The following is a 20,290-nucleotide window of genomic DNA, read 5'->3' on the forward strand; positions in this document are numbered from 1 at the left end:
TATTTTCATAAAAACATTTCTAAGGGAAACGGCGGTCATCTAAAAAAGACGACAGGTCGTTTCTTTTTATTTACAAATATTCCTATTCTCTTTAATGCCGCGAAAATAGTACACGCCTATACTGCAATTGGGTGCCTAACAGTTGGACATAAAGAAGCCCGCAAATAAGAAATAGGAGTGAAGGGGAAATCATGAAAAAAGGGATCAAAAATCAATTATCGATGGGTCTAATGTTATCCTTGCTCGTCCTGTTGCTTGCTGCTTGTGGAAATTCAGCCAAGGCTGAAGAAACAACGAATGGAAAGGCTGGCACCAAAGAATTAAGTCTGACTGAGATCGAGAGTAAAGCTAAAGAAGAGGGCAGTATCGTCAGTGTAGGAATGCCGGATTCCTGGGCGAACTGGAAAGATACATGGAGTGATATGAACAGTAAGTATGGTCTTACACATTCGGATACCGATATGTCGAGCGCGGAGGAAATTGCCAAGTTTGATGCGGAAAAAGACAAACCAACGGCCGATATCGGAGATGTGGGGATTGCGTTTGGCTCGGTTGCCGTGGATAAAGGGGTAACCCAGCCTTATAAAACATCCTACTGGGATGAAATCCCCGATTGGGCTAAGGATAAGGACGGGAATTGGATCGTCGGCTATCAAGGCACCATTTCTTTTCTGACTAACACTAAGCTCGTGGCGAATCCACCGAAGAGCTGGGAAGATCTGAAGAACGGTAACTACAAAATCATCGTTGGTGATGTAACCAAGGCTGCTCAAGCACAGATGGCTGTATTGGCCGCAGCGATGGCCTTTGGTGGCGACGAGTCGAACATTGAACCGGGGATTGCTTTTTTCGAGGATTTAGCAAAAAACGGACGTCTCTCCAATGCAGAAGCTTCCCTTGCCAACATCGAAAAAGGGGAAGTAGAAGTTACCCTGCTGTGGGATTTCAACGCTTTGAACTATAGAGATCAGATCAACAAAGATGGTTTCGCAGTAGCCATTCCCCAGGAAGGCAGTGTCGTGAGCGGGTATGCCACGATCATCAACAAATATGCGCCGCATCCTAACGCGGCGAAGCTTACACGTCAATACATCCTTAGCGATGAAGGACAGATTAATCTTGCCAAAGGTTACGCTCGTCCGATCCGTGACAGTGTAACATTGCCGGATGATGTTGCAGCTAAGCTGTTGCCAAAAGAAGAATACGTCAACGCTAAGCCTGTTGGTGATTACAAGGTATGGGAAGAGACGGCAAAAATCATTCCTCAATTGTGGCAGGAACGTGTGCTTGTGCATTTGAACTAGTTCTCCCCAAAAAAGAAGCAGGGCGCCTTCGTCACGATGCCGTAAGGCGCCTTTGTTCTATTCCCGCGACAAGGAGCGAGTAAGATGAAACAAAGAAGCCGCGGTGTGATCCTGGCACTTATTCCATTTGCACTAATGGTGTTAGCCTTTCAACTGGTACCTATACTATCCATGCTGACGGGAAGCTTTCGCACAGCGGACGGAACGGGATTTACGTTAGGAAATTATCTGCATGCGTTGCAAAGTGCCTATTACATGCAGGCGATTAAGAACAGTCTGCTAATCTCCATAACCTCAAGTCTGATAGGGATCATTGTCGGACTTTTTTGTGCTTATTGCATTACCCGGTTTACCCCGAGAGTACGCGATAGACTTCTGATGCTGTCGAATATGACCTCTAACTTCGCAGGTGTTCCGCTGGCTTTTGCTTATATCATTTTGCTCGGAAATAATGGGGTGTTTACACTCTTATTTAAACAGTGGGGCTGGAGTGTTTTTGCCGATTTTGATCTATATAGCTGGTCAGGTCTAATACTGGTGTATGTATACTTTCAGGTTCCGTTAGCCTTACTGCTTTTGTACCCGTCCTTTTACGGAATTCGTGAGCAGTGGAGAGAGGCAGCGTCCTTACTGGGGGCTGGGCCTTGGCAGTTCTGGAAGACGATTGGCCTGCCTATTCTAACTCCGGCGATCTTCGGCACACTTGGAATTCTTTTTGCTAATGCAATGGGGGCTTATGCCACGGCTTACGCATTGGTTGGCGGAAATTACAATCTGTTGGCGGTACGTATCGGTTCACTGGTTGCCGGAGATGTGGTTACACAGCCACAAATGGGGAGTACGCTTGCTGTTCTGCTTGGTCTGACTACGATTTTGGCGGTTTATCTGAACCATTTAATGGTGCGGTGTGCGGAGAGGTTCGGAACGAAAGCGCTCAGTAAACCGGATGTGAAAATCAAAGCTTCCCGGCGTTTATGGACAGCTCGTGAGGAGGCAGGGCAATGAATATACGCAAAGCAGGCTTCGCTCCACGCACCTTCATGCTGCTGCTCATGGTGTATTTGCTGCTTCCTCTTTTGGCAACGGGCATTTATGCTTTTGCACAAGATTGGCAGAATACCTTGCTGCCCCGAGCTTGGACGCTGAATTGGTTTGGGGAAATGTTTGAGGATATTCGCTTTCTGGAGGCGCTTTGGACCTCGCTTTATTTATGCCTGATCAGCGTGGTGCTGAGTCTGGCCGTGATGCTGCCAGCTGTTTTTGTCATCACCCTCTATTTTCCGCGTTGGGAGAGCTTTATGAAAGGTATTGTTGTTTTGCCTTATGCGGTGCCTGGTGTTGTGGCTGCGGTAGGTCTTATTCGTACCTATTCCTCTGGTCCCTTTGATATCGCTGGAACAGCGTATTTATTAGTGGGGGCATATTTTGTGGTCATCCTTCCCTATATGTATCAGGGTATTCGCAATAGTCTGTTAACGGTTAATGCCGTTGAACTGCTGCATGCTGCGGAGCTGCTTGGTGCCCGCCGAAGAACGGCCTTCGTGAATGTGATTTTGCCTAATATATGGCCTGGGGTTATCGTCTCTACACTGTTATCATTTTCAGTTCTATTCGGCGAATTTGTCCTTACGAACATGTTAGTTGGCGGACATATTCAGACGATTCAGGTATATCTATATCAAAGGGTTGGTGAAAGTGGACATTTAGCCAGCGCGATTGCGATCTCTTATTTTCTGTTTATTCTAATTCTTTCGATGGTACTCATGAAGCTCGGTAAAAAGATGGGAGGGGGCGTTAAGGGATGAATGATTATCTAAAGCTGCAGGGTGTACGCAAAATGTTTGGGAATACCTGTGTGTTAGACAATGTTGATTTGGAGATCCGCGAAGGTGAACTTGTAACACTGCTAGGCCCCTCCGGTTGTGGAAAAAGCACATTGCTACGCTGCATAGCCGGTCTTTCAGAGCTGGATGGCGGCAGAATTCTTTTGGAAAATAAAGATCTGGGAAGTTTGCCGCCCCGTAAGCGCGAGGTAGGAATGGTGTTTCAGTCTTATGCCTTGTTCCCCAATCTGACGGTGAGCCAAAATATCGAGTATGGAATGAAAATGCGTGGATTATCGAAATCAGCCCGCCATCATCGCTGCGCGGAATTGCTGGCATTGGTCGATCTGGAGGATAAACGGGATGTATATCCGCAGTCCCTCTCCGGTGGACAGCAGCAGCGGGTAGCGCTGGCTCGTTCTCTAGCGGTGCAGCCCAAAGTATTGCTGCTGGATGAACCCTTAAGCGCACTAGATGCTAAGATACGCAAGAATTTACGTGCAGAAATTCGTGATATCCAAAAAAGGTTTAACATGACGACACTATTCGTGACACATGATCAGGAGGAAGCGCTGATTCTTTCTGACCGCATCTGTATTATGAACGGTGGCCGGATTGTGCAGGATGGCACACCTGAGGGGTTGTACTCCGCACCACGAACAGAGTTCGTTGCCCGGTTTATGGGCAGTTACAATGTATTGACCCGATCAGAAGTGATGACGTTGTTCCGGGGGATAGATAGCACGCAGGACCGCTTTGCTATTCGGCCTGAGGCGGTTACGCTGCTGCATGAGGGCGCGGGACTTCACGAGGTTGCTGCCGGAGTGCAACTGGTGGATGGCATCATTAAATCTGTCTCCGTGTTGGGCAATATTATTAGGTGTACGGTAGAGGTAGAAGACATTTGCTTAACGGTTGATCTTTTAAATGACGGACGCTGGCTGAGGCTGGTGGAAGGGGCTAACGTCACCTTGGCTCTGAACCCTTCTGAGCTGCTGCATCTGGAACGAGAGGGAGCGTAATAAGATGACTGAAATGAACAATAAACTTATTGTGGTAGTGTTGGACGGACTTAGATATGAGGCCGCACGTGAATATATGGGGTATATGGAGCATTTGGTGGAGCAGGGGAAAATATCATGTCACCGAGTGAAGTCGGAATTGCCTAGTCTGTCATGCCCGCTTTATGAAGTACTCTTGACGGGGACACCTGTGACCAAAAATGGAATTACGGCTAACCATATTGTGAGACCAAGCCATGAAGAGAGCGTATTCCATCTCGCAGTGGCCGCTAATTTGCGCACAGCTGCTGTCGCCTATCATTGGGTCAGTGAGCTTTATAATTCGGCCCCTTTTGATCCGCTGGCTGATCGCCATCAGCACAATGTGATGAAGCCCATTCAGCATGGCAGCTTTTATTTCGAGGATCACTATCCCGACAGTCATGTGTTTGCCGACGCTGTGTATTTACGGAGTGCCTATGATCCGCATTTCCTATACATTCACTCCATGAATATAGATGACGCCGGGCATCGTTATGGCGGAGAGAGTAAAGAATATGAGCTTTCAGTGCGTAATGCCGACGGTCTGCTGGCCACTGTTTTGCCTATTTGGATAGAACAGGGCTATAAGATTATGATTACGGCAGATCACGGAATGAACGCAAATGGGTACCACGGCGGGATAACCCCGTCCGAGCGAGATGTGCCATTATATACGTTTGGGGTAGATGTGTTATCTTCGGAAAAAGAGGAAGAAGTGCTGCCACAGCTGCGAATGGCACCTTTAATGTGCCACTGTTTGGGGCTGGACCCTTCGGCAGCAATGAGTAAGGAGGGCTTGCCTCCACTTGTGCAGAAGCAATCTCATGACAAAGTGGAAGAACCTTTGCCGTTGGTATGAAATAAAATAATTAGCACGAGAAAAATCATATATTTTACCCAATTAGGAGGTTGTCTATTGAGCGCTTCTAAAGCTATGAAATGGATTACGGGTTCCTGTGAAATTATTTTGGCAATTCCAATTCTGGGTGCTGCTATTGTTATTGGCACGGGGTATTCCGTTCTGGGGTTGATGTTTATTCTACATGTGATTACATTGATTTTATCTTCAAGAGACCGTGAGTCTATCTACGGTTCAGTGCTAGGAATTATAACTTCTTTATTGGCATGGATTCCTTTTGTAGGCTGGTTCTTGCACTTAATTACTGGGATTCTGTTGATGGTGAGTGGAGGACAGAAGTCCCGTTATCCGTCGAACCATATCTATCCACAATGATGTAAAATGACTTCAATACAGCCCAATTCGGACGTTTGTCCGGTTGGGCTGTATTCATGTTATAATGAGGGCACATTTTAGCAGTAAGCACAGGGAGGAGGCGCATCCATATGGAAATAACCGCACAAGAAGTAGCAGAATGGATGGTGAAGGAGATTCGTTTTACGGGTACCTTGCATCAGACGGCGGCGATTGAATATGTGAAAGAGAATTTTGGAGAAGAATTTGTATTTGTGAATGAGAACGGCAATGCCTCACTCTCCAAAGAAGTGAAGAAAGCTTTCCGGAAACTCCATGGCGGGAGAATTGCTTGGGATCGAGACGGGTTCTTGTGGGCTTGGACCTAGGTTTGGCGCTTAAAAAAATTTATAAACTGTTCAACTTATATAATGAGATAAAAAACGGACCATGCATGTATTGCAATGGCCCGTCTTTTTGCATTCCTTTTTGTTAGATATATTCTGTCATTCCCTGTTCCTTTAGAAGCTCCACGATATCTTTGACTGACTGCGCTTTATCCTTGGGACAGATTAATAGTGCATCCCCAGTATCCGCAATGATGAACCCGTCTACACCAATGGTCGTGATCAGTCTGCCATTTCCATAGATGATTGAATTATGGGTATCTATCCCCACATGATTTGCTTTTATAATGTTGCCTGCATCATCCGGAGGGAAGATTGAACCCAGTGCATCCCAGCTGCCAATATCATTCCAGCCAAACTGCCCGGAAAGCACGACAACTTCATCAGAGCGTTCTAAAATGCCGTAATCAATCGAAATATTCTGAAGCGTTGGATAGATGGCATTAATAACTTCCTCTTCCTGATCTGTACCCAAACAATCACTGATGGGCAGCATGGTTTTGTAGAGTCGAGGTAGATAACGTTTGAAATTATCAATAATGACAGAGGTCTGCCAAATAAAAATCCCACTATTCCATAGATAATTACCGGATGCCAGATAACTCTGTGCATTCTGAAAGTTTGGTTTCTCTACAAATTCATCTACATCATATACAGCCACTGGGCTTGTCGCAATCGGCGTCTTATCAAAGGCAATATAGCCGTAGCCAGTAGATGGGAAAGTAGGCTTGATTCCGATGGTTACTATTTTGTCTGACTCCATGGCAACAGTACAGGCTTCGTCTAGTGTAAGACGGAATTGTTCCTCATCCGTTATATAGTGATCGGAAGGCAGGACGACCATTAAGGAATTGCCATGAGATTTCTCTATAGATAATGCTGCAAAAAGAATGCTAGCGGCTGTATTTCGCGCCACAGGTTCAATTAGAATATTAGCTTTGAGAACGCTGCTGTGCATAATACTCTCCAACAATACTGCTTGGGTACGATTAGTAACGATAACTGTATTCTCCTGAGGAATAATCCCTTTGAAGCGTTCAATCGTATCGTTTAGCATAATGTCGTTGCCACTAATATTCAGCAGCTGCTTTGGGATTTCTTGTCTGGACAGGGGCCAAAACCGTGTTCCGCCCCCGCCGGCTAGGATCGTAGCATATTTATTCATGATGCATCACCAACCGGGCAATTGTGAAGGATATAATGCTCTCCGAGCCTTGGTTCAGGTTGAGCCCCGCGGCATGGATGCCGTCATAACAAGCACCAGTCTGCGGATCGATCAGAGGGATTCCCAAGGAATTATGCCCTAGATACCAGTTGTAGCATAATTCTGCTTGCGTAAGATAGGCGGGGTCCTCAAGAACAACAGCTGCTTCCCGGCAGGCCAGCAGCATCTCGCAGGCTTCAATGGGCTGTTCATCATAGGGTGCAGCCAGCCCATCACGCAGCAGCCAGCCATGGCTGCCGATCGGTTTATAGTAACCTTTGCTGGAGAAGGTGGTGGAAGCTAGGAAATCCAGGCTTTCCTTGGCGGTCTCCCGCAGGTCTTTATTCCCGGAGATCAGGAAGGCCCGAAGCAGAGCCCAGGGCAGCATGGAATTGCCATAAGTGATGCTGTCCTCGAACCAATTCCAGCCGTGCCCCTTATAGCGGGTATATTGATTATGCAGCCGAATCGCAATATTTTCGATCAGACTCTCAATGGTTGCCCTTGGAAGAAAGGCGGCTTCTTCGGTCGTGTTTTCAGTATGCGGGTATGGAAAAGCATAACCTAATGAGCCCGGTGCTTCGGTAAGATAACTTAGGCCGATGATGGCATAGGCTCCGGCCCGAGGTGAGCCCAAGGCTTCCAGATGCGGCAGTGCCTGATTGATCAAATACCGGCAGGTATTCATCAGGTTATCGGGCAGGGAAGCAGCATGCGACAGGGCGAACCCGAGTGCCCACAAGGTACGTCCCTGACAATCTTCAGAACCTTTATCCTCTATAAAGGAGCGGTTATAATCCATGAAATTGCGAAAATTGCCGTCCGCTGTCTGGGAATGATAGATAAAAGAGATATACGTATGAATGAGATCGAGTGCCACGGCATCCCGGGAATTCTCGTACATTAAGACCGCAGCAATCAGAGCGCGGGCGTTATCATCGGTAGTGTAGCCCTTGGAACGGTCCGGAACCCCAAACTTGGTATGCTGAAAGATTCCTGTATCGTCCGTGATTCTGCGGAGATAGCCTGGTTTAGCCTGTACTGTGGTGGAGGTTTCCATTAAATCACGCTCCGATCAGCTGACGCCGAGCTCTGGATATGGCTGTGGAACAAGGCGGCATAGATTTTGGCGATTTCGTTCCAGCGCATAGTGAGCCCGAGCTTCAACGTACGGTCTTCCATCGTTTGCACCAGGGCGGGGCTATTCAGCAAGCGCAAAATGCAGGCTTCCAAGGAAGCAGAATCATGAAAATCAGCCAGTAGACCGCGGCCTTCTGCCAACATTTCCTGGGCGTAGCGGTAAGGGGTCGACACGATGACCCGGCCATAACCGACTCCGTAGGCCAGGGTGCCGCTGACGGCCTGATCCTTACCCAGATAAGGAGTCACATAGATATCTGACATGACCAAGGACTCTATTACTTCTTCTTGGGTCAGCAACTTATCGACGAATTGGACATTGTCCTGCAGGTCAAACATTTCTACGAGGTCCGTCAGTTTCTGGCGGTAAACTTCGCCGGATTCCAGCTTGACGACCGGATGGGTCTTGCCCCAGACAATGTAAAGTGCTTCGGGATGTCGCTTGACCACGCCGCGCATAGCTTCGATGCTGTATTCAATCCCTTTGCCGGGACTGAGGAAGCCGAAGGTGGAGAGGATTTTGCGGTCTGGATAACCGTATTGTGCTTTGAGGCTGGAGCGTGAAGCTGTGCTCACTTGAGGGACACCGTGATGGATGAATGTAATTTTGGAAACTGGGATCTCATAAATAGTAGATAAATCAGTAAGGGTTGATTCCGCCATCGTCACGACCTGCACGCTACGCTCGGCCAGACATCGGATGATCTGATGCTGCTTAGGGGAGGGCTTGGTCAACACTGTGTGAAAAACAACAACATACGGAATGTTCAAACGTTCGACAAAGGGCAGCAGGTATTCACCGCTTTCTCCGCCGTAGATGCCAAATTCATGTTGGATGACCAACAAATCGGTATCAGAATTGTTGAGGAAATCGGCCGTATCTATATAATCTGCGTAATTATGCTGGTCGATCTGCCGTATTACCTGCTGATCGTAAGCGTAGGTTTCATTGTTGTTTATGGCAATAATCCGGGGCGGGTTGAAGCCGGGAAGGTGGATAAGTTCATCTAGCAGATCCTGTGTGAACGTGGCGATACCGCACTCTCGCGGCAGACTGGTTCCCAGGAACACGATGTTGTGATTACGGACTGTATTTTTCATTCAAAGAGCCTCCCTAATGGTCTTGCGATTGGTCTGGATACAAAAAAAGAAAATAAAGAAGACTTTATTTTCTGAATAGGGAAAGGTATTTGTTTTTTCTGAAATTAGAAATGTTGCAAATTATTTCCTAATCCCACTGTAACATGACCATTTAATCTTGTCAATTTAATTGACTCCTTGGGTGAGTGCGGATATATTATTGGAGGAGGTGGATGAATGCCAGTCATACGCAGTAAACTGAGCGAGGTCATGCTGAGGCATGATCCGAAATTATCGATCCGTAAGCTTGCCAAAGAGATCAATTACCACTTTGATTCAGTACGCCGAATGTACAAGAATGAGATGGTGCAGTATCCAAGGGATCTGCTGCTAAAATTATGTGTATACTTTAATGTCCAGCCCGGCGAGCTGATCGCCATGGATGCGGAAGACAACGATTGGGTAATCGATCGTTCAAATGATTATGAGGAGGACGATGATGACAAGGAACCCGGCACGGACAGCCACCTGTAAGCAGCTTCTGGACACATATCATGCCGGACGCGGTACAACCATAGTAAATAAACTGACGTTCACCGGTGTCGGGCACCGGGATGTCTATAATATAACCGCCCCGTTTATGTATAACGGGGAGGAAGTACTAATGGGAAGAGTTGAGGAACGGGACAGTGAGTTCTCTCAAGTCTTCTTTTTTACATGCCATGATGGAGTCTGGAGGCCTCGTGCGCATACGCATACGTACAATTTACAGGACCCGTGCTGGACCCGGATCAGGGGGGAACTTATTGTGGGCGGGGTGGAAGTGATTACGGCAGCGGATGATCCGCACCGGATTACCTCCTGGGTGACCCAATTCTACCGGGGGTATCACATCGATTCTTTAACCCACTTTTCTTCAGGTCCCGGCACGATGAAGGATATCCGGCTTATCGAGCTTGATAATGGCAGTGTAGGCGTATTTACCCGGCCACAGGGCGAACGGGGTGGGCGAGGACAGATTGGGTTCACAGTGATTCCTTCGCTGGACGAACTGAATGAGCAGACCTTTATTGATGCCGAGGTGCTTCAGGATCAATTCGTGCCCGAAGAGTGGGGGGGAGCCAATGAAGCTCATCTGCTGCGGGGTGGAATGGTGGGCGTATTGGGCCACATTGCTTGCTTCGATAGCGCCGGAAACAAACACTATTATGCCATGGCTTTTTCGCTGAATCCTGAGACTTATAAAGCAACTCCGGTCAAAATAATTGCAGTCCGCAGTGATTTTCCGGCGGGCCCGGGCAAGCGCAAGGAACTGGAGGATGTCATCTTTAGCGGTGGCTTGAAACGTCTTGGAGGAGGCCGGGCGGTATTATCTGTAGGGGTGAGTGATGCTGAAGCATATGAGATTGAGATCGCGGACCCTTTTGACGAATACGAATCCTAGCATTCTTCCAGTTGGTTTGACTAGATTATATGGTCATGTTACACTTAGTGTGACAAGAATTTATGGTCAAAGAGAGCGGGAAACCCAATGAATAAGTTTATTCAATTCAACACACGTAAGACTGACACCAAGTCCAACATCAATCAGGCGCGTAAGCAAGGACGTATTCCGGCTGTATTATATGGTATTGGTAAAGAGACTCTGACGTTGGAAGTGAATGAAAAAGAACTTCTGGACATTCTCAAAAAGAATCCGCGCGCAATTCTGCAAGGTAAGGTATCGGAAGAGCTAGAGGTTCCGGTCGTGGTTCAGAACATTCAGAAGGATACCCTGTCCGGCAAAATTCTGCATATTGATTTCCAACATGTAAATATGAAAAAGAGCATGGACAGCAAGGTGACTATTCATTTTGCAGGTGAAGCCGTAGGGATTAAAGCAGGCGGTACGCTTCAGGTTGAAATTTATGAAGTGGAAGTTCGCTGTATGCCTGAAGATCTGCCTACCTCCATGGAAGTCGATATCAGCGGACTGGATATTGGCGACCAGTTGCTAGTCTCTGATCTGATCTTCAAGGACGGTATTGAAGTGTTGACCGAACCGTCAACCGTAATGATCCAGATCAAGACCGTGCATGAAGAAGAGGAAGAAGAAGCAGTAGTAACTCCAGCTTAAACCTATATTTTTATAAAAAAGGCAAGTTTCCAGGGAAGAGGAAACTTGCTTTTTTTGCGTTGAATCATACAGGAACTTCTCGTTGGTCCTTTGCCATAGGGGAACTACATAACGGGCAGGGCTTTGAGGTTAAATGATCCTCAGCTCCGCCCGCTTTCATGCGTGTCCAGCCAGGACAGGTACTGCTGGTACAATTCCATACCGGAACGACATGGGTTCTTGTCGCAGTTGTCCGGCTGGTAGGTAAGGATCTTGTTGTCACTGTTCTGCTCACCGTAGTCGTTGCTGTGGAAGAAACGGCAGAGCGGAAGGCTGATAACATGAAGCGGGAGACCTCTGCTTTTTTGCCTCGATGCCTCGCAGGTGAACTGATAAATAGCTCTTCCCGGGCTCTAGTAACAGCTACGTAAGCCAGTCTTCGCTCCTCTTCCAGGGCAGCCAAGCTTGAACTCCCACTATTTGCAGCGGCCAGCTTGCGGTCCTTGAGCCGGTCGCCCTCCAGGGCGGAGCTATGCGGGAGAATTCCTTCAGAGGCTCCAATCAAAAAGACCACAGGAAACTCTAATCCTTTGGATTTGTGAATGGTCATAAGCGCGATCCGATTCCCTTGTTCTTTGGTGCTTGGCTGACGATTATGTTCATTACGTTCCGTAACATTATCTATGAAATCCAGAAAGGCAGGAATACTATCAAATCGCTCTGCAGACGATTCTAGTTCATCTAGCATTTCTTTTAACGTTTCGCGATGCAAGGTTGCTTGATGCCGCTCATTCGCTTCGATGAAATAATCATAGAATTGCGTGCGGACCTGGCGGATCGCTTGGACTGGGGTTAACTCGCGCATATTGCGAATTAGATCCAGCCGCTCTCTAAGCTTAGTGCCCTTGAAATCCTCCATGCCGGGCATGGACAACAGATGGATTAGTGGGCCTTGCTTTGGTTGTCTGGCTTCCATCTGCCGGATGTGATTCATACCTTTTTCACGGTTCATATAAAGAGTAGGCAGGATGTTCTCCATAGCCGCAAAATTCCGCCGATTCACGGAGAGACGCATATGATCCACGACCGGGGAAATTAGCCAGTGTTCGTACAGTAATTGCCCTTCTCCATAATCAATATAGGGAATATCGCGTAAAAGAAGTAATTCCAGAACGGCCCGGTTGCTGCTGGACGCTCTATATAACATGGCGAAGTCGCTATATTCTCTTTTGCCGCTCGAAACCTCGTTTAAAATATGCTCAACCATCTGCTCGGCTTCCTCGTCTGCTGTTTGGGGACGCATATACCGGGGCTGACTCCCGCTGCCTTTGGCAGCTTGCAGGGTTTTGGAACGCCGGCGCGTATTGTGCCGGATAATACCGTTGCCGAGTCCGACTATAGCTGGACCAGAACGGTAATTAATATCAAGTGTAATAACCCTTGCTCCCGGGTACAGCTTCTCGAATTCCAGAATGAATTCACTGCGTGCCCCGTTGAAGGAATAAATCGTCTGGTCATCGTCGCCAACCACCATCAGATTATGCTGCGGGTGAGCAATCATTTTGACTAACTCGTACTGCAGGGCATTGGTATCCTGAAACTCATCCACCATCACGTATAGATATCTCATCTGCAATTCCTGTAAAAGCGTAGGACGCTCCTTTAGCATCCGATAGGCGATTAAGAGGACATCGTCGAAGTCGATTTTGAAATTGTCTAGTTTCCATTGTTCGTAGATTTCCAGAATGGATTTCATTTCTTTTTCAGCGGTGGTTCCTTCAGGCAAGCCTTCTGCGGTACCCATGTTCATCTTGCAGGAAGAGAGCAGGGAGAGTAGCGTTTCCGGTGGATAGGCATCTTTAGGTAGCCCTAGCTCACGCATGATTTGTTTCAACAGGATGTGCTGGCGCCGCGTCTCACTGAAAATCTCTTGCTGCAATCCTTGTCTGCGCAAGAAAAATAAGAAAAAGGAATGAAACGTGCGGGCCTGCAGCCGCGCGACGTCCGCTGGGCCTACTCCCGGTAATAGGGCGATCCGTTCGCGCATTTCCGCCGCAGCTTTACTCGAAAAAGTCAGCAATAGCAGCTGACTTGGCGAGACACCGCGCACGGACAACAAATAACCGGTTCGGCAGATCAGAACCGAGGTTTTGCCGGAGCCTGCGCCGGCCAGTGTTAGAAGCGGCCCTTTATGATGCCGTACCGCAGAAATCTGCGGACGGTTGAGCAGGATGCCGCCTTCTTCCAGCCTGCGAAAATAAGCGGAGTCCTCATCCTCCCGCTTCACCAGTTCTTGGCTTGTCTGCGCTGAGGCAACAGCCGCTTGCGGGATCCGCTCACCAGTAGCTCCCAGCGGGATATTATGAAATAAAAGCTTATTCAATAGATTCACCTTCATTATTTCTGTATAGAGTGGTCTCAACAAATCTAGTTCTATGATGTTTGAGTTCATCTTAAAATGTGCCGAAAATTTAGCCAATCTACAATATACCATCCCAGGCTTTTTACTGCACAGGAAAAGTGTTGGATATTGAGCCAGTAAAAATCTGGGGATTGGTGTGGGAGTGGGACACAACGGTGGTATAAATCCCGCAGATTGGGTGGAAAGTGGCTGCGTGGGCGGAATGTACGGTATAAATCCCGCAGATTGGGTGGAATGTGACTGAGTGGGCGGAATGTGAGGCATAAATCCCGTAGATTAGCTGGAATGTGGCTACGTGGACGGAATGTACGGTATAAATCCCGCAGATTAGCTGGAATGTGACTGGGTGGACGGAATGTACGGTATAAATCCCGTAGATTAGCTGGAATGTGGCTGCGTGGACGGAATGTACGGTATAAATCCCGCAGATTAGTTGGAATGTGACTGGGTGGACGGAATGTACGGTATAAATCCCGTAGATTAGCTGGAATGTGGCTGCGTGGACGGAATGTACGGTATAAATCCCGCAGATTAGCTGGAATGTGACTGGGTGGACGGAATGTACGGTATAAATCCCGTAGATTAGCTGGAATGTGGCTACGTGGACGGAATGTACGGTATAAATCCCGTAGATTGGATGGAAAGTGGCTGCGTGGGCGGAATGTACGGTATAAATCCCGTAGATTGGATGGAAAGTGACTACGTGGGCGGAATGTACGGTATAAATCCCGTAGATTAGCTGGAAAGTGGCTACGTGGACGGAATGTACGGTATAAATCCCGTAGATTGGATGGAATATGACTGGGTGGGCGGAATGAGAGGCAAAAATGCCCTAAATAAGGGCGAATCCGCCTTCGTAAGCGAAAAGAGAGGCATTTATGCCCTAGAAAGAAGCAGAAGAGGAGCTGGGACGTGGAAGAGAGGCAAAAATGCCCTAGACGAGGGCCAATCCACCTTCATAAGCGAAAAAATTGGCATATTTGCCCCAGTAAAGGGCGCCGGGTGCAGGTCTATTTCTATTTTTATAATATAAAAATTTCTGCCCGCGCATCGCAGGCTTGTCCAGCGCACATTTGCCACTCTCCTGAACAATTCTGTGATGCCCATTCCCTTTTCCTATCATGCTCATATCCTAAAGCAAAAACATGATATGGAGATGACCCTATGCCCTCGCCCAGTAAGGCCCGCATCAGACATGCCGTTACTATAGATGTACTGATTCCCGCGATTGAAAAAGATTTACAGACCCTTCCCCATGTGATTGACGCTGTTAGAAAGCAGGTTAAGCATCCCATCGGCCGGATATTAATTGTTGCTCCCAAAAAGAAACGGATGATTGAGTTCTGCCGCACAAAAGGCTGTACCTTTATTGACGAGAATACGGTGCTGCCGATTACGAAAAAAGACATTCATTACCGCTCACGCACCTGGGAACGTTCCGGCTGGCTATTCCAACAGCTGCTGAAGCTGAATGGCGACAAGCTCTGCACAGCGGATTATTTTTTGGTCATTGATGCCGATACCGTTCTGATCACCCCCCACCATTTTCGGGCGAATGGCAAGACACTCTTTTACAGCCGGAACTGGAGCCAACCACAGTATTTTGTAACCTATAGGAAACTCATGGGCCGGAAGGTGACCGCAAAATCATCATTTGTGACCCATTATATGCTGTTTGAACGCAGTCAATTGGCTCAAATGAAAAGAGAGATAGAAGCAAAACACCAAATGCCCTGGTATCGAGCTATTTTACACAGTATGAACCGCTCCAAGCAATTTGCCTTTTCCGAATTCGAAACCTATGCCAATTACCTGTATTCGAAGAATCGCGAGGGAATGAAGATTCAAAAAGCGCGTAATAAAGGTCTCCATATGAATGCAGGACAGCTATCCAAGCAGAAAGTGAATCAGCTGGCTGAGAAGTATAGATCATTGTCTTTTCATAAACGAAAGGGGTATGTGAGAACACCGGGGGCTAAATCCAGGGCAGGGGGGCGATAGGGTTGCAGATCGTACTCCTTTCAGGGGGATCGGGGAAGCGGTTGTGGCCGCTATCAAATGAGATCAGGTCAAAAGCTTTTTTAAGGCTGCTTCCAACAGAAGCTGGCGGTATGGAGTCGATGATCGAGCGGGTATGCAGAGGGCTGGAAGAGGTAGATTTGTTGGATTCAAGCTGCATAGTGACTCATCGCAGTCAGGTGGAGATTACTCGCAAATCCGTTGGTGCTCAAGTCCCTTTATTAGCGGAGCCGCAGAAACGGGGGACTTTTACTGCAGTAGCTCTGGCGGCAAGTTATCTGCATTCTGTGAAGGGTATGGACTCAAAAGAGATCGTAGTGGTCATTCCGGTGGATTCGTATGTGGAGACTTCTTTTTTTAAACAGCTTCATCAATTTCCAAGTGTGCTTGCCGAATCACAAGCGGACATTGCTTTGATTGGTGTTTTACCTGAATTTCCTTCTACACAGTTCGGTTATATTCTGCCGGGTGAAGGGTCTGGGGTAGGGGGGACGTCTTTTTTAAATGTTAAGCAGTTTGCGGAGAAACCGAACGAATCGACAGCCGCCGAGTTCATTTCTCAGGGAGGACTGTGGAATTGCGGCGTGTTTTCCTGCTCATTAGGGTACTTGCTCTCAAGTATGGTCGAACGGGATCTTCCAGTAGATTACATGGAGTTTATGGAGCATTATGATCAATTGCCAGAACGAAGCTTTGACTATGAGGTGCTAGAACACACGCGGCGAGCGGTTGTCATCCCCTATATTGGGGTGTGGGCGGATATCGGCAGCTGGGATGCACTTGTTCCCCATTTGCAAGGAAGAGTAATTGGCAGTGGGAGTATTTCTGAGGATTCAAAAGGTACCCATTTGATCAACGAACTCTCTTGTCCTGTGCATATCATCGGCGCTCCTGGTTTAATCGTGGCGTCGGGTCCAGATGGCATTTTGGTTGCTGGGATAGAGCAGGCAAAACGAATTAAGCAGAAGCTGGAGGGCCATGCGGCGAAGCCGATGATTGAAGAAAAACGCTGGGGCACCTCACGCATTTTGGACTTCTCTCGTACGGCGGCAGGTATTGAGGTTACGACCTCTAAAATAACCATTTTGGCAGGCGAGCACACCAGCTACCATTTTCATCGGCATACTAAAGAAGTTTGGTCTTTTCTTTCTGGAAATGGAGAATACCGGATGAATGGCCATCTTCATGCGGTTGCCGCCGGGGACACGGTCACGGTACCTGCTGGTACGAAGCATGGACTGCGGGCCATTACAGCGCTCGAATTGATTATTATTGAACTGTTGGAATTTCCTGAGGTGGATGACTACGTACGAGTGTCTGCTGAATGGGAGGGGGAGGGAAGCTTCCTTGATGATTTGGGATGAATGGAAAGGTAGTTCGCTTTAACCCGGAGGCAGTTGTAGACATGGGGAGATTGACCGGCTGAAGTGAAATAGATGTATTCAGTGCAACTATTTCGTGGAGTAGCGAATCCCTTGCGATTTAGATGTAGTTTGTACAGTTAAAAATCGCGAATTTTTGCGTTTTGAATAGATTTGCTGAATATAAGTGTACAGAGTGCAATTAATCCGAATTAGCGCCTAAAAGAGGGCATTTAACTGTACGAAGTACAACTAATTCTTGAGAGGGACGGGGGATGCAATAGGCAAGCCACAGTAAGCTACAGGAAAGCGATAAGTAAGCAATAGGTAAGCCACAGTAAGCTATAGGCAAGCCACAGTAAGCTATAGGCACGCCATAACCTAAACCTAAAGTGTAAATGAGAGACCCCTACCTAGCAAAAATAAACCCACAAATAGCACCGTGAGCAGAACGCCCACGGTGCTATTTGTGCATTCACTGCTTTATGCAGAAATTATTCTTTAGAATTTCTTTTCAAAAGATGCTCAATTCCTGCCGCGACTCCGTCTTTCTCATTACTGGTGGTGATGAATTCCGCCATTTCCTTAAGAATTGGCGCTGCGTTAGCCATAGCAATCCGGTAGCCGGCCTTCTCGAACATCGGCTGATCGTTATAACTGTCGCCCATGACAGCTACATCCGCTAGCGGGATACCATAATGGTCAGCAAGCATGGTTACACCGGAGCCTTTGTTGGCCTCCTCATGGTTAATCTCGATATTATTTACATGGGAGGCGGTAATAATTAAGCCCGGAATAGCTGCGAAGCGGGTGGAAGCTTCCTTGAGCAGCTCTCGGTTTAGAGAAAAAGCCAATGTTTTATAAATAACATTTTCCTCCTTGCTCCACACCTCTTCCATACTCTCCACATAGGTAACTGCTGCTTGTTGAAACTGTTGATCGATCATTGCTTTCAGCAGCCAGCTGACTTCTTCAGGAACTTCTTCATCGCTTAGTGCAGATAATTTCTCTAACCGTACACGTTTGTTCAGCTCTACATAAACGTTATCCTCAGTGTATACCTCGTAATACAAGTCCGGAATTTCGTTCATCCAGCGTAGAGCGGGAATGATGTCTGCTTTATTCAGCGGCGTGCTTGCCGCGAGGGTGCGATCAGATAATGTGACGACTGCGCCATTTAGACTGACTACAGGACATTCCAGATCCGCTAGCCGAAGCTGACGTTCTGCATCCATAAAAGAGCGGCCTGTGGCAATGATAACAATGTGACCTAGTTTCTGAGCTTTTATAATAGCTTCGCGGTTTTTTGGACTGATGTTTCCTTCTTCGTTCAGTAATGTTCCATCCATATCTAAAGCAATCAGCATATTGTATGAGCTCCTTTTCCAGGTAAAGTGGTACTTTTTAAGGGGTATTGAAACGTTACTTGTATCTTATCATTAATATTCTGAAAACCAAAAACCATTTTCATGCAACTGTACAATAATGAACGTCCAACAAGAGATAAGAGGTTTTTACAGTATATTTTTAGATAATAGTTCAGTCGTGGTACAATAGTTATCAAACTAACCGACTAGCCGAATCTATCGTCAGCTTATGTTCGTGGAACGTGACCGACGGTATTTTTCCTGTGTAAGGACATCGGCAGCTGCTTATGTAAAGGGGACTATTTATGAGATCCAAAAACTTAGCCACCATGTCACTCGCCTTTATGGCATGTGGGTTTCTGATTACACTGTTTCTACCTGAAAACCTAGCCGTGATTCTACTGAGAGGTGGTTTCGAAGCCGGTTTGGTAGGGGGGATTGCCGACTGGTTCGCGGTAACGGCGCTGTTCCGCCATCCGATGGGGCTACGTATTCCACACACCTCACTACTGCTCAAGAATCGCGATAAGATCATCCAATCACTAATCACCGCGATGGAGACTGAGCTTCTTAACAAGGAAAGCATTGAGAACAAGCTGCGTAAGTTTGGCTTTATATCAATGGGCTCCAAGCTACTGACAAAGTTCTTTAGTAAAAAGAAGGCAAGAGTACAAATATTGGAGCAGCTTGGCGAATTCGTGTCTCGTCTTCCGGTAGAGAAGGCAGTACCGTTTCTGCAAAAGGCAGCCTCCGAATATGTTCGTGAAGCTGAGCTTGGCGTTGCGGCTGATAAAATAGTTACTAAGTTAATGAATGACGGTAAAGATGTAGCTGCTCTAGACTATGCGCTGGAAGGGGTGTCTACTTGGAGCGGACGTCCTGAAACGAAGGCTATGCTGGGCAAGATTGCCAGCGAGAAATTAGCTGAAGTGAAGCTTGGCGGACTTAAAGGTATGGCTTTTCAGGCTTTTGTCGGGTTTATGGATGCAGATATGCTTGGTGAAATGCTGCAAGGTATGTTGCAGTCCGGTATCCGCGATTTTCGGGAAGAGGATAGCCCATACCGTGAAGAGATTATCCGCGAGATTCGAGTGGCCCTGTTCCAGATTGTTAATGACGAGGCTAGACTGGCTTCATTAAAAGAATGGGCACTGAATGAGCTTGAAGGCGAAGCAGCAACCGAATTCCTGCATGCGCAATTGGAGAACATTCGCAGCAAAGCAATTTCCCTGTTGGAGGAAGATCGGGCGGCTGGCGGACGCAAGCTGTTCACGTTATATACCCTGCTTGTACGTCGTATTGGCAAGGAACAAGAATGGATCAGCAGCTGGGAAGAGCGGATTCGCGCTTCGCTAATTGCCTTTGTAGAGGCTAACCACTACAGAATAGGTCTTTTGGTAAAAGAGAATCTGGACAGCATGGATGACGCTAGTCTAGTGAATATGCTGGAAGATAAAGTGGGTAAAGATCTGCAATGGATTCGTGTGAACGGAGCTTTATGCGGGTTTGTCGTAGGGCTTGTGCTTACAGTTATTCAATTGATTTGAATGAAACTTACCTATTTATTGTAAAATCCGGAAAAAAAGCAGAGCAGCGATTCTCCCGTGAGGCAGGATCGCTGCTTTTTGTTGTTGCTCATGGCCTGTCTGCATCGTGGAGTAATAATCCTCCTCTGAGGCTTATGGACCGATATGACGTTATTTGTTAGTTCTTGGCTCTTGGAACATGTTTGCGGACTCCACTGGCGTTATTCCTATGGATGACGTTCATATGGGACATTTTTCATGCCAATAGGGGTTATAGGGTCCTTAGCATTGCAAATGAGGGATAAAG

Annotated in this window: 19 protein-coding genes; 14 read left to right on the forward strand and 5 right to left on the reverse strand. The window is 47.3% G+C overall.

Going from position 1 to position 20,290, the window contains the following annotated elements; all coding sequences use genetic code 11:
• Positions 1–191: 191 nt before the first annotated feature.
• The 7 genes from MHI51_RS01700 to MHI51_RS01730 all read left to right on the forward strand — a co-directional run bounded on the left by MHI51_RS01700 (position 192) and on the right by MHI51_RS01730 (position 5,751).
• On the forward strand, positions 192–1,304 hold the full coding sequence (locus MHI51_RS01700; protein ID WP_076275946.1) for an ABC transporter substrate-binding protein: 1,113 nt from the start codon (positions 192–194) through the stop codon (positions 1,302–1,304).
• An 84-nt stretch (positions 1,305–1,388) separates the two neighbouring features.
• On the forward strand, positions 1,389–2,309 hold the full coding sequence (locus tag MHI51_RS01705; protein ID WP_405173521.1) for an ABC transporter permease: 921 nt from the start codon (positions 1,389–1,391) through the stop codon (positions 2,307–2,309).
• Positions 2,306–3,109, forward strand: a complete 804-nt coding sequence (locus tag MHI51_RS01710) for an ABC transporter permease (RefSeq protein ID WP_076186152.1) — start codon at positions 2,306–2,308, stop codon at positions 3,107–3,109. The genes MHI51_RS01705 and MHI51_RS01710 overlap by 4 nt, the downstream gene beginning before the upstream one ends.
• Positions 3,106–4,149, forward strand: coding sequence for an ABC transporter ATP-binding protein (locus tag MHI51_RS01715; protein ID WP_076127045.1), 1,044 nt, complete (start codon positions 3,106–3,108; stop codon positions 4,147–4,149). Before MHI51_RS01710 ends, MHI51_RS01715 begins: the two co-directional genes overlap by 4 nt.
• 4 nt (positions 4,150–4,153) lie before the next feature.
• Positions 4,154–5,029 (forward strand): alkaline phosphatase family protein, encoded by an 876-nt coding sequence (locus MHI51_RS01720; protein WP_405173522.1) that lies wholly within the window; start codon positions 4,154–4,156, stop codon positions 5,027–5,029.
• A 57-nt stretch (positions 5,030–5,086) separates the two neighbouring features.
• Entirely contained in the window at positions 5,087–5,404 is a 318-nt protein-coding gene (locus tag MHI51_RS01725) for a hypothetical protein (protein WP_036687337.1), read from the forward strand.
• Between the two features lie 110 nt (positions 5,405–5,514).
• Complete coding sequence (locus MHI51_RS01730; protein ID WP_076219710.1) at positions 5,515–5,751, forward strand: DUF6953 family protein; 237 nt, start codon at positions 5,515–5,517, stop codon at positions 5,749–5,751.
• Between the two features lie 103 nt (positions 5,752–5,854).
• On the opposite strand, the gene MHI51_RS01735 is transcribed toward MHI51_RS01730, so the two are convergent.
• From MHI51_RS01735 to MHI51_RS01745, 3 genes are read right to left on the reverse strand one after another with little or no spacing between them, the layout of a single operon-like run.
• Positions 5,855–6,934, reverse strand: a complete 1,080-nt coding sequence (locus MHI51_RS01735) for a mannose-1-phosphate guanylyltransferase (RefSeq protein ID WP_036687341.1) — start codon at positions 6,932–6,934, stop codon at positions 5,855–5,857.
• Complete coding sequence (locus MHI51_RS01740) at positions 6,927–8,033, reverse strand: glycosyltransferase (protein WP_405173523.1); 1,107 nt, start codon at positions 8,031–8,033, stop codon at positions 6,927–6,929. The genes MHI51_RS01735 and MHI51_RS01740 overlap by 8 nt, the downstream gene beginning before the upstream one ends.
• Entirely contained in the window at positions 8,033–9,214 is a 1,182-nt protein-coding gene (locus MHI51_RS01745) for a glycosyltransferase family 4 protein (protein ID WP_076275948.1), read from the reverse strand. Before MHI51_RS01745 ends, MHI51_RS01740 begins: the two co-directional genes overlap by 1 nt.
• Before the next feature lie 216 nt (positions 9,215–9,430).
• Between MHI51_RS01745 and MHI51_RS01750 the strand changes: the two genes are divergently transcribed.
• The 3 genes from MHI51_RS01750 (at position 9,431) to MHI51_RS01760 (ending at position 11,309) form a co-directional block, all read left to right on the forward strand.
• Positions 9,431–9,727: a helix-turn-helix transcriptional regulator gene (locus MHI51_RS01750; RefSeq protein ID WP_076127054.1), complete on the forward strand. Its 297-nt coding sequence runs from the start codon at positions 9,431–9,433 to the stop codon at positions 9,725–9,727.
• On the forward strand, positions 9,690–10,637 hold the full coding sequence (locus tag MHI51_RS01755; protein WP_139330081.1) for a DUF1861 family protein: 948 nt from the start codon (positions 9,690–9,692) through the stop codon (positions 10,635–10,637). The genes MHI51_RS01750 and MHI51_RS01755 overlap by 38 nt, the downstream gene beginning before the upstream one ends.
• Before the next feature lie 87 nt (positions 10,638–10,724).
• Positions 10,725–11,309 carry a 50S ribosomal protein L25 gene (locus MHI51_RS01760; RefSeq protein ID WP_076101172.1) on the forward strand — a complete coding sequence of 195 codons (585 nt, stop codon included), beginning with the start codon at positions 10,725–10,727 and terminating at the stop codon, positions 11,307–11,309.
• Between the two features lie 64 nt (positions 11,310–11,373).
• On the opposite strand, the gene MHI51_RS01765 is transcribed toward MHI51_RS01760, so the two are convergent.
• Positions 11,374–13,671, reverse strand: a complete 2,298-nt coding sequence (locus MHI51_RS01765; protein ID WP_342410353.1) for a UvrD-helicase domain-containing protein — start codon at positions 13,669–13,671, stop codon at positions 11,374–11,376.
• Between the two features lie 793 nt (positions 13,672–14,464).
• On the opposite strand from MHI51_RS01765, the gene MHI51_RS01770 reads away from it, so the two are divergent.
• The 3 genes from MHI51_RS01770 (at position 14,465) to MHI51_RS01780 (ending at position 17,093) form a co-directional block, all read left to right on the forward strand.
• Positions 14,465–14,743: a hypothetical protein gene (locus MHI51_RS01770; RefSeq protein WP_405173524.1), complete on the forward strand. Its 279-nt coding sequence runs from the start codon at positions 14,465–14,467 to the stop codon at positions 14,741–14,743.
• Positions 14,744–14,874: 131 nt separating this feature from the next.
• Positions 14,875–15,711: a DUF6492 family protein gene (locus MHI51_RS01775; RefSeq protein WP_076220739.1), complete on the forward strand. Its 837-nt coding sequence runs from the start codon at positions 14,875–14,877 to the stop codon at positions 15,709–15,711.
• 2 nt (positions 15,712–15,713) lie between these two features.
• Positions 15,714–17,093 carry a sugar phosphate nucleotidyltransferase gene (locus MHI51_RS01780; protein WP_076220740.1) on the forward strand — a complete coding sequence of 460 codons (1,380 nt, stop codon included), beginning with the start codon at positions 15,714–15,716 and terminating at the stop codon, positions 17,091–17,093.
• 491 nt (positions 17,094–17,584) lie between these two features.
• Here MHI51_RS01780 and MHI51_RS01785 read toward each other — a convergent pair whose 3' ends face one another.
• The gene (locus tag MHI51_RS01785; RefSeq protein WP_341000956.1) at positions 17,585–18,457 is read right to left on the reverse strand and encodes a Cof-type HAD-IIB family hydrolase; all 873 of its coding nucleotides are present in this window, start codon (positions 18,455–18,457) and stop codon (positions 17,585–17,587) included.
• Between the two features lie 305 nt (positions 18,458–18,762).
• Here MHI51_RS01785 and MHI51_RS01790 point away from each other — a divergent pair, with 305 nt between their 5' ends.
• Complete coding sequence (locus tag MHI51_RS01790) at positions 18,763–20,004, forward strand: DUF445 domain-containing protein (RefSeq protein ID WP_076220722.1); 1,242 nt, start codon at positions 18,763–18,765, stop codon at positions 20,002–20,004.
• Positions 20,005–20,290 lie beyond the last annotated feature (286 nt).

Origin of the sequence: Paenibacillus sp. FSL H8-0260 (assembly GCF_045040625.1) — a bacterium.
Lineage (GTDB): Bacteria > Bacillota > Bacilli > Paenibacillales > Paenibacillaceae > Paenibacillus_AQ > Paenibacillus_AQ odorifer.

Excerpts from the sequence above, each read along its gene's own strand:
- MHI51_RS01700 (WP_076275946.1), top strand. The coding sequence starts at position 192 with ATGAAAAAAGGGATCAAAAATCAATTATCGATGGGTCTAATGTTATCC.
- MHI51_RS01705 (WP_405173521.1), top strand. The coding sequence starts at position 1,389 with ATGAAACAAAGAAGCCGCGGTGTGATCCTGGCACTTATTCCATTTGCA.
- MHI51_RS01710 (WP_076186152.1), top strand. The coding sequence starts at position 2,306 with ATGAATATACGCAAAGCAGGCTTCGCTCCACGCACCTTCATGCTGCTG.
- MHI51_RS01715 (WP_076127045.1), top strand. The coding sequence starts at position 3,106 with ATGAATGATTATCTAAAGCTGCAGGGTGTACGCAAAATGTTTGGGAAT.
- MHI51_RS01720 (WP_405173522.1), top strand. The coding sequence starts at position 4,154 with ATGACTGAAATGAACAATAAACTTATTGTGGTAGTGTTGGACGGACTT.
- MHI51_RS01730 (WP_076219710.1), top strand. The coding sequence starts at position 5,515 with ATGGAAATAACCGCACAAGAAGTAGCAGAATGGATGGTGAAGGAGATT.
- MHI51_RS01735 (WP_036687341.1), bottom strand. The coding sequence starts at position 6,934 with ATGAATAAATATGCTACGATCCTAGCCGGCGGGGGCGGAACACGGTTT.
- MHI51_RS01740 (WP_405173523.1), bottom strand. The coding sequence starts at position 8,033 with ATGGAAACCTCCACCACAGTACAGGCTAAACCAGGCTATCTCCGCAGA.
- MHI51_RS01745 (WP_076275948.1), bottom strand. The coding sequence starts at position 9,214 with ATGAAAAATACAGTCCGTAATCACAACATCGTGTTCCTGGGAACCAGT.
- MHI51_RS01750 (WP_076127054.1), top strand. The coding sequence starts at position 9,431 with ATGCCAGTCATACGCAGTAAACTGAGCGAGGTCATGCTGAGGCATGAT.
- MHI51_RS01755 (WP_139330081.1), top strand. The coding sequence starts at position 9,690 with ATGATGACAAGGAACCCGGCACGGACAGCCACCTGTAAGCAGCTTCTG.
- MHI51_RS01760 (WP_076101172.1), top strand. The coding sequence starts at position 10,725 with ATGAATAAGTTTATTCAATTCAACACACGTAAGACTGACACCAAGTCC.
- MHI51_RS01775 (WP_076220739.1), top strand. The coding sequence starts at position 14,875 with ATGCCCTCGCCCAGTAAGGCCCGCATCAGACATGCCGTTACTATAGAT.
- MHI51_RS01785 (WP_341000956.1), bottom strand. The coding sequence starts at position 18,457 with ATGCTGATTGCTTTAGATATGGATGGAACATTACTGAACGAAGAAGGA.
- MHI51_RS01790 (WP_076220722.1), top strand. The coding sequence starts at position 18,763 with ATGAGATCCAAAAACTTAGCCACCATGTCACTCGCCTTTATGGCATGT.